Source organism: Burkholderia sp. Ac-20349 (assembly GCF_017104865.1).
GTDB lineage: Bacteria > Pseudomonadota > Gammaproteobacteria > Burkholderiales > Burkholderiaceae > Burkholderia > Burkholderia aenigmatica.
Map to the genome: position 1 here is coordinate 24,508 of NZ_JAAGPM010000090.1, position 7,938 is coordinate 32,445.

General features: G+C 62.8%; 4 protein-coding genes and 1 pseudogene. All 5 read right to left on the reverse strand.

Annotated features, from left to right (window positions below; genetic code table 11):
* Window positions 1-174: 174 nt before the first annotated feature.
* Window positions 175-1,854 (reverse strand): SpoVR family protein, encoded by a 1,680-nt coding sequence (locus G3N61_RS25695; protein ID WP_205823902.1) that lies wholly within the window; start codon window positions 1,852-1,854, stop codon window positions 175-177.
* Complete coding sequence (locus G3N61_RS25700; RefSeq protein WP_043182749.1) at window positions 1,851-3,119, reverse strand: YeaH/YhbH family protein; 1,269 nt, start codon at window positions 3,117-3,119, stop codon at window positions 1,851-1,853. Before G3N61_RS25700 ends, G3N61_RS25695 begins: the two co-directional genes overlap by 4 nt.
* Window positions 3,120-3,244: 125 nt before the next feature.
* Window positions 3,245-5,167: a PrkA family serine protein kinase gene (locus G3N61_RS25705; RefSeq protein WP_043182748.1), complete on the reverse strand. Its 1,923-nt coding sequence runs from the start codon at window positions 5,165-5,167 to the stop codon at window positions 3,245-3,247.
* A 553-nt stretch (window positions 5,168-5,720) separates the two neighbouring features.
* Window positions 5,721-7,508, reverse strand: coding sequence for a methyl-accepting chemotaxis protein (locus G3N61_RS25710; protein ID WP_205823903.1), 1,788 nt, complete (start codon window positions 7,506-7,508; stop codon window positions 5,721-5,723).
* A gap of 287 nt (window positions 7,509-7,795) precedes the next feature.
* A pseudogene (locus G3N61_RS39705) lies at window positions 7,796-7,938 on the reverse strand (3-deoxy-D-arabino-heptulosonate 7-phosphate synthase); the annotation flags it as partial.

A 7,938-nucleotide genomic window follows, 5' to 3' on the forward strand; every position in this document is an offset into this window, starting at 1 on the left:
ATCGCACGTGGCACCGGTTCCGGCGCACGGCGCTACAGGATTTTAGCGAAATGTAAAGTAACAGGCTCTCCGGGTTCGTCCGGATGTAGAAAATTTTTCTCCTGCCACGCGTTCGTCATATGAAAACGCCAGCCGCAAGGCTGGCGTCCGATGCAAACTTTCCGCTGGCGAGGTTCAGATCCGGACCTCCGGCGGCACGTAGCGGCACTCGTAGCGCTTGCGCACGGTACCGGCCTCGTCGACGCTTTCCAGGAACACGTCGAACTGCCAGAGCCGCGCCATGTGCTTGAGCACCTCGTCGCTGTCGTTCGACAGATGGCGGTTGTCGGTCATGAAGTGGCGCAGCGTGAGGCTGCGGTCGCCGCGCGTGTTCACCGCCCACACCTGGATGTTCGGCTCGCGGTGATGGATGTCGTACTGCCTCGACAGCGCCTGCCGCACGTACTGATAGCCCGAATCGTCGTGAATCGCCGACACCTCGAGCGAATCGCGCATGTCGTCGTCGAGCACCGAGAAGAGCCGCATGTCGCGGATCAGGCTCGGCGACAGGTACTGTGCGATGAAGCTCTCGTCCTTGAAGTTGCGCATCGCGTAGTGCATCGCCGGCAGCCACGGGGTGCCCGCGATCTCCGGAAACCACTTGTAGTCTTCTTCCGTCGGCGCTTCGCAGATCCGCCGGATGTCGCTCATCATCGAGAAGCCGAGCGCATACGGGTTGATCCCGCTGTAGTACGGCTTCGTGACGGGCGGCTGGTAGACCACGTTGCTGTGCGAATGCAGGAACTCCATCATGAAGCCGTCTTCCAGCTTCCCCTGGTTGTACAGCGTGTTCAGCAGCGTGTAGTGCCAGAACGTCGCCCAGCCTTCGTTCATCACCTGCGTCTGCCGCTGCGGGTAGAAATACTGGCCGATCTTGCGCACGATGCGGATCACTTCCCGCTCCCACGGTTCGAGCAGCGGTGCATTCTTCTCCGCGAAATACAGCAGGTTCTCCTGCGGCTCAGGTGGATAGCGGTCTTCCTGCTCTTCCATCAGCTCGGGCTTCTTGCCCGGCAGCGTGCGCCACAGTTCGTTCACCTGCGACTGCAGGTACGCCTCGCGCTCGCGCCGCAGCGCGGCTTCCTTCGACAGCGAAGGCTTCTGCGGCCGCTTGTAGCGGTCGACGCCATAGTTCATCAGCGCATGGCACGAATCGAGCAGTTCCTCGACGCGGTCGAGCCCGTAGCGCTCTTCGCATTCCGCGACGTAGTTCTTCGCGTACACGAGATAGTCGATGATCGCGTGCGCGTCGGTCCACAGCCGGAACAGGTAGTTGCCCTTGAAGAACGAGTTGTGCCCGTACGCCGCGTGCGCGATGACGAGCGCCTGCATCGTCATCGTGTTCTCTTCCATCAGATACGCGATGCACGGGTTCGAGTTGATGACGATTTCGTATGCGAGCCCCATCTGGCCGCGACGGTAGCTCTTCTCGGTCGACAGGAAGTGCTTGCCGAACGACCAGTGACGGTAGTTGACGGGCATCCCGACCGACGCATACGCGTCCATCATCTGTTCGGCGCTGATCAGTTCGAGCTGGATCGGGTAGATGTCGAGCTCGTATTGTTCCGCGACCTGCGAGATGTGCGTGTCGTATTCCTCGAGCAGTTCGAACGTCCAATCGGACGGGCACGGCAGCGGCTTGCGTTCGGCAACGTTCATACGCGCTTCCTTTTGCCCTGGGCCGGGCAAGTCGGCGGCCGGCGGCGACGGTTCGGCCTGCCCGCGTTGCTGCGATGCGGCAGGACCGGCCGTGTCGTCGCCGGAAGGGCGCGGCGCATAGCCGCGCGACTCGTTGTGCAGATGGCGGGTCGTCATGACGTTTCCACCTGCTTTTCGAACAATTCGCGAAACACCGGGTAAATGTCGGCAGCCGATTCCACTTTTTTCATCGCGAGATGCGGCTGTGACAGGGCCAGTTGCGCGTATTCCAGCCACAGGTTCTGCTCTTCTGGCGCGACCTGGATATACGCGAAGTAACGCGTCTTCGTGAGGATATCCTCTTCCAGGATTTTGCGACACTTGGGCGAATCGTCCGTCCAGTTGTCGCCGTCGGACGCCTGCGCGCCGTAGATGTTCCACTCGGTCGGCGAGTAGCGCTCGTTCATCACCTTGCGCATCAGCTCGAGCGCGCTCGACACCACCGTGCCGCCGCTTTCGGTCGAATGGAAGAAGGTATCTTCGTCGACTTCCTCGGCGCGCGTGTGGTGACGGATGAACACGACCTCGATGCGCTCGTAGTTCCGTTTGAGGAACAGGTAAAGCAGGATGAAGAAGCGCTTCGACAGATCCTTGCGCTGCTCGTCCATCGAGCCCGACACGTCCATCAGGCAGAACATCACGGCCTGGCTCGACGGTTGCGGCTGCTTCACGCGGTTGATGTAGCGCAGGTCGAACGGATCGATGAACGGAATCCGCCAGATGCGCCCCTTCAGGTGATGGATCTCGGCCTCGAGCACCGCGATCTCCGCGCGCCGGTCTTCCGGATCGCTCTTCATCGCCTCGAGCTGCGCCTCGAGTTCGCGCAGCTCGTTGACGAGCGGCGAGCCGAGCGCGATGCGGCGCCCGAGCGCGCTGCGCAACGAACGCACGACGTCGATGTTGTTCGGCGTGCCTTCCGCCGACCAGCCCGCGCGCACGTTCTTCCAGCTCGGCACCGTCAGCAGGTGCGTCTTCACGAGGCGCGGCAGTTCGAGATCGTCGAAGAAGTACTGCATGAACTCGTCACGCGACAACTCGAACACGAAGTCGTCCTGCCCTTCGCCCTCGTTGCTCGCCTGACTGCCTCCCCCGCCCGAGCCGCCCTGCGGACGCGGGATCTTGTCGCCGCGCACGTAGTCCTCGTTGCCGGGGTGCACGTATTCACGACGTCCGCCAGGGCCGTGCCGAAAATTCGGCTCCGCGATGTCCTTGCGCGGGATCGTGATGCTCTGCGTGCTCTGGATATCCTTGATGCTACGGTCGCGCACCGCGTCGGACACGGCACGACGAATGTAGTTCTTGACGCGACGCAGAAAGCGTTCGCGGTTGGCGATACTCTTGTTCTTGCCGGCCAGCCTGCGGTCGATGATTTGATGAAGCACTCCCGGTCTCCCGCTCGAAAGTCGATATGCCGGGACGCTCGCCGCACATGCCGTCTCCCGTCATGCGGGCGGCGTCTCTGAAAACACCCGTACGGCGACGCCGTACGGGCGCGGTACCGCGCGCGTCATGACGACTTGCGCACGCGCAGGTACCAGTCGCAAAGCAGCCTCACCTGCTTCGGCGTATAGCCCTTCGCGACCATCCGGTTCACAAAGTCCTCATGCTTGCGCTGTTCCTCCGCCGAACCCTTTGCGTTGAACGAAATCACCGGCAACAGTTCCTCGGTGTTCGAGAACATCTTCTTCTCGATCACGACGCGCAACTTCTCGTAGCTCGTCCACACGGGGTTCTTGCCGGCATTCGCCGCCCGCGCACGCAACACGAAGTTCACGATCTCGTTGCGGTAATCCTTCGGATTACTGATGCCGGCCGGCTTCTCGATCTTCTCCAGCTCCGCGTTCAGCGCGGCGCGGTCGAAGCTCTCGCCCGTATCGTGATCGCGGAATTCCTGGTCCTGGATCCAGAAGTCCGCATACGTGACGTAGCGGTCGAAGATGTTCTGGCCGTACTCCGAATACGACTCGAGGTAGGCCGTCTGGATCTCCTTGCCGATGAACTCCGCGTAGCGCGACGCGAGCACGTCCTTCACGAAGGACAGGTACTTCTGCTCGGTTTCCGGCGGGAACTGCTCGCGTTCGATCTGCTGTTCGAGCACGTACATCAGGTGCACGGGGTTGGCCGCGACCTCGCTCGAATCGAAGTTGAACACGCGGGACAGGATCTTGAACGCGAAGCGTGTCGACACGCCCGTCATCCCTTCGTCCACGCCCGCGTAGTCGCGGTATTCCTGGTAAGACTTCGCCTTCGGATCGGTGTCCTTGAGGTTTTCGCCGTCATACACCTGCATCTTCGAGAACAGGCTCGAATTCTCCGGCTCGTGCAGGCGCGACAGCACCGAGAACTGCGACATCATCTTCAGCGTGCCCGGCGCGCACACGGCCTCGGCCAGCGACGAGTTGCGGATCAGCTTCTCGTAGATCTTGGTCTCTTCCGATACACGCAGGCAGTACGGCACCTTCACGACGAAGATCCGGTCGAGCAGTGCCTCGTTGTTGCGGTTGTTGCGGAACGCCTTCCACTCCGACTCGTTCGAGTGCGCGAGGATGATCCCGTCGAACGGAATCGCGCCGAAGCCCTCGGTGCCCTTGAAGTTGCCTTCCTGCGTCGCAGTGAGCAGCGGGTGCAGCACCTTGATCGGCGCCTTGAACATTTCGACGAACTCGAGCAGGCCCTGGTTCGCCAGGCACAGGCCACCCGAGTAGCTGTATGCGTCGGCGTCGTCCTGCGCGTACTGTTCGAGCTTGCGGATATCGACCTTGCCGACCAGCGACGAGATGTCCTGGTTGTTCTCGTCGCCCGGCTCCGTCTTCGCGATGCCGACCTGCCGCAGGATCGACGGATAGCGGCGCACCACGCGGAACTGGCGGATGTCGCCGTTGTATTCGTGCAGCCGCTTGACGGCCCACGGACTCAGGATGTTCTTCAGGTAGCGGCGCGGGATGCCGTACTGTTCCTCGAGGATCGGACCGTCTTCGTCGTAGTCGAACAGCCCGAGCGGCGATTCGTTGACGGGCGAACCCTTCAGCGAATAGAACGGCACGCGCTCCATCAGTTGCTTCAGACGCTCGGCGATCGACGACTTGCCGCCGCCCACCGGACCCAGCAGATAGAGGATCTGCTTCTTCTCTTCGAGCCCTTGCGCAGCGTGACGGAAATACGCGACCACTTGCTCGATCACTTCCTCCATTCCGTAGAACTCACGGAATGCCGGATAGACCTTGATGACCTTGTTCGCAAAGATCCGCGACAGGCGCGGCTCGTTGCGGGTATCGATGTGTTCAGGTTCCCCGATTGCTGCCAGCATGCGTTCACCAGCCGTCGCGTACGCGGATGGATCGTTCTTGCAGAGCGCGAGATACTCCTCCAGCGAGAGCTCTTCCTCTCGCGTTTTTTCGAAGCGGTTCGCGAAGCTGCTGTAAATATCCATGCTACCTCCCTCGCCTGAGTCTGAAGACGTGCCTGCCTTCGTACGACTGCGCAGAAGCAAGCGCGTTCGAATTCATCCTAAACCCTTTCTTATTTTTTTTCACGAACTCTTCGTATGAAGTTCGTCATTCTCGACAACACCGCTTGGACGACACATTTCGTCGTTTTACAATCGATCTCCCGAGCCGCAGAAACTGCATCCGTCACGTCTCGTCGAACGACGGAACGTCTTGTGCGTTGGACACATCCGACGTCGTCACTTCCCCCCTTCATCCCTATACGTTCGAGCAGCCGTTTGCGACGACACGTCGCGCGCGCCGTTACAAATTTTTTTCGCAGCGCCCTTACGGAGATACCCGTACGACGGATGCGGGAACGTCACATGCAGCTGCGCACGCATCCGGCGATGCAGGTCACGCGACGCACGCGACGATGCACGATCGTCATTCATGCACATCGCCTGTCACATTTTTTTCCGGCGCAGAAACGACGACGCCCGCATGTCGCGGGCGTCGTTCGTCACCAAATGGGGATAGATGCGCGGCACGCGCGAATCAGAAGGTCTCCCAGTCATCCGCGTCCGCGGTCACGGCCGACTGCGCGGGCGCAGCAGCGACAGCGACGGGCTTGCGCATCGGCGCCGCTGCGGCCACGCGTTTCGGCGGTGCATCGCGATCGTCGCGCACGGCAGTTGCGCGTTGCGCAACGTCAGTCTCGACGGGCATGGCAACCGCGACGGAAGGCGCACGCGGCGCGTGGCGCACCGCAACCGGTGCCACGGCGCCCGAGCGTGACGTGTCGTCGTCGAGCTGGAATACCGCCGCTGTTTCACGCAGACGCCCGGCCTGTTCGTCGAGCGACTGTGCGGCAGCCGCGGCTTCTTCGACGAGCGCCGCATTCTGCTGCGTGACCTCGTCCATCTGTGCGACCGCACGCGCCACCTGGTCGATCCCGCCGCTCTGCTCCTCGGACGCCGCCGCGATCTCGCCCATGATGTCCGTCACGCGCTGCACCGCACCGATCACGTCGCTCATCGTGCGCCCCGCTTCGTCGACCAGCGTGGAACCCGACCGGATGCGCTCCACCGACGCGTCGATCAGCACCTTGATCTCCTTGGCCGCAGTCGACGAACGCTGGGCCAGGCTGCGCACCTCGCCCGCGACGACCGCGAAACCTCGGCCCTCCTCGCCTGCCCGCGCGGCTTCGACCGCTGCATTCAGCGCAAGAATGTTGGTCTGGAACGCGATTCCCTCGATGATCGCAATGATGTCCGCGATCTTCGCCGAGCTGTCGTTGATCTCGCCCATCGTGCCGACCACCTGGCCGACCACCGTATTGCCCTTGTTTGCAATCTCCGACGCATTCGCGGCCAGCGAACTGGCCTGGCGTGCATTGTCCGCGTTCTGTTTCACGGTCCCGGTCAGCTGTTCCATGCTCGATGCGGTTTCCTGCAGCGCAGCGGCCTGCTCCTCGGTGCGCGACGACAGATCGATGTTGCCGGCCGCAATCTGGCGCGCCGCGGTCGCGATCGACTCGCTGCCGCCGCGCACGGTGCGCACCGTGTCGACGAGCCCGCGCTGCATCTTGCCCAGGCCCTGGAGAAGCTGGCCCATCTCGTCATGCCGGTCCACGACGATCGGCCGGCGCAGGTCGCCGGCGGCAATCGCGTCGAAATGTGCGAGCGCGTCGGCAATCGGACGGCCGATCGCGCGGCTCAGCGTCAACCACGACACCAGTGCGGCGCCGATCCCGGCCACGAGCGCGACGATCGACAGCACGCGCAGCGTGTCGAACGCCGATTCCGCATGATTGAAGCTCGCCTGCGCATCGGTGAACTGGAAGTTGCGCAGCGCCTCGCTGGCCACCGCGAGGTCGTTGTAGAGCACCTGGAGCTGCTTGGCGCCGTCGCCGATGCGATCGCGCTGATCCGCGCCAAGGACGCTCGCGAACGCGTCACAGCCGTGCTGCATCGCCTCGCGCTTCGCGACGACGTCCTGCGCGAGCCGATCCTCCTCGGGCCCGCGCGGCAGCGCCAGGTATTTCTGCCACCACGCGTCGGCCTGCGTGCGCATCGCGCGGCTACGCTCGACGGCGGCCGCCGCATCGGGCGTGCCGGCCAGCAGCGCCGCGCGGTCGAGCGCAAGACGCTCGCGGGCCGCATACATTTCCGCCATCGCCACATCGACCGCGCTCGGCATCTGGTTCGTGAAAATATCGCGCGTCGAATCGTTCGAGCGCGTCATGCCGTACACCCCGAGCACGCCGGTTACACCCAGCAGCACCGCCAGAAATGCCATCGTCAAACCGATGCGCGCGCGAATTGTCAGGTTCCTGAACACCATCATCCATCCTGTGTTGCGTCATGAACGGGCCCGGCCCGTTGGCTCGAAGCATTGCTTCACCCGGTGCATTTACGACCGTGCACCGCACAACTTGATGGCGATTCCGCTATTTTTTCGAATTATTCGTCTGTTTATTACAAATAGCTGAATGAAAAATGCGCGGTTCGTGTGTGCCCGGGAAGCCAGGAGATGGGAGGCCCGCCACAGCCGGCGGGCGTCGCGGCGCCCGGCCGGCCGTCGTTGGCGACGAGCCGGCCGCGATGGGCGATCAGGCCCTATCGGCCAGTTCGGCTAGCGCTGGAATCGACGGCTGCGCCGCGCTGCTGCGACGCGACGCCCTGCGCGACGGCGACCGTGCTGCCTTCGAGCGGACCCTGGCGAACCCAGAGCGCGCGATAGCGACGGACGTGCTCGTCCGATGCCAGTGCGT

Coding starts and splice junctions, on each gene's coding strand:
- G3N61_RS25710 (WP_205823903.1), bottom strand. CDS start 7,508: ATGGTGTTCAGGAACCTGACAATTCGCGCGCGCATCGGTTTGACGATG.
- G3N61_RS25705 (WP_043182748.1), bottom strand. CDS start 5,167: ATGGATATTTACAGCAGCTTCGCGAACCGCTTCGAAAAAACGCGAGAG.
- G3N61_RS25695 (WP_205823902.1), bottom strand. CDS start 1,854: ATGACGACCCGCCATCTGCACAACGAGTCGCGCGGCTATGCGCCGCGC.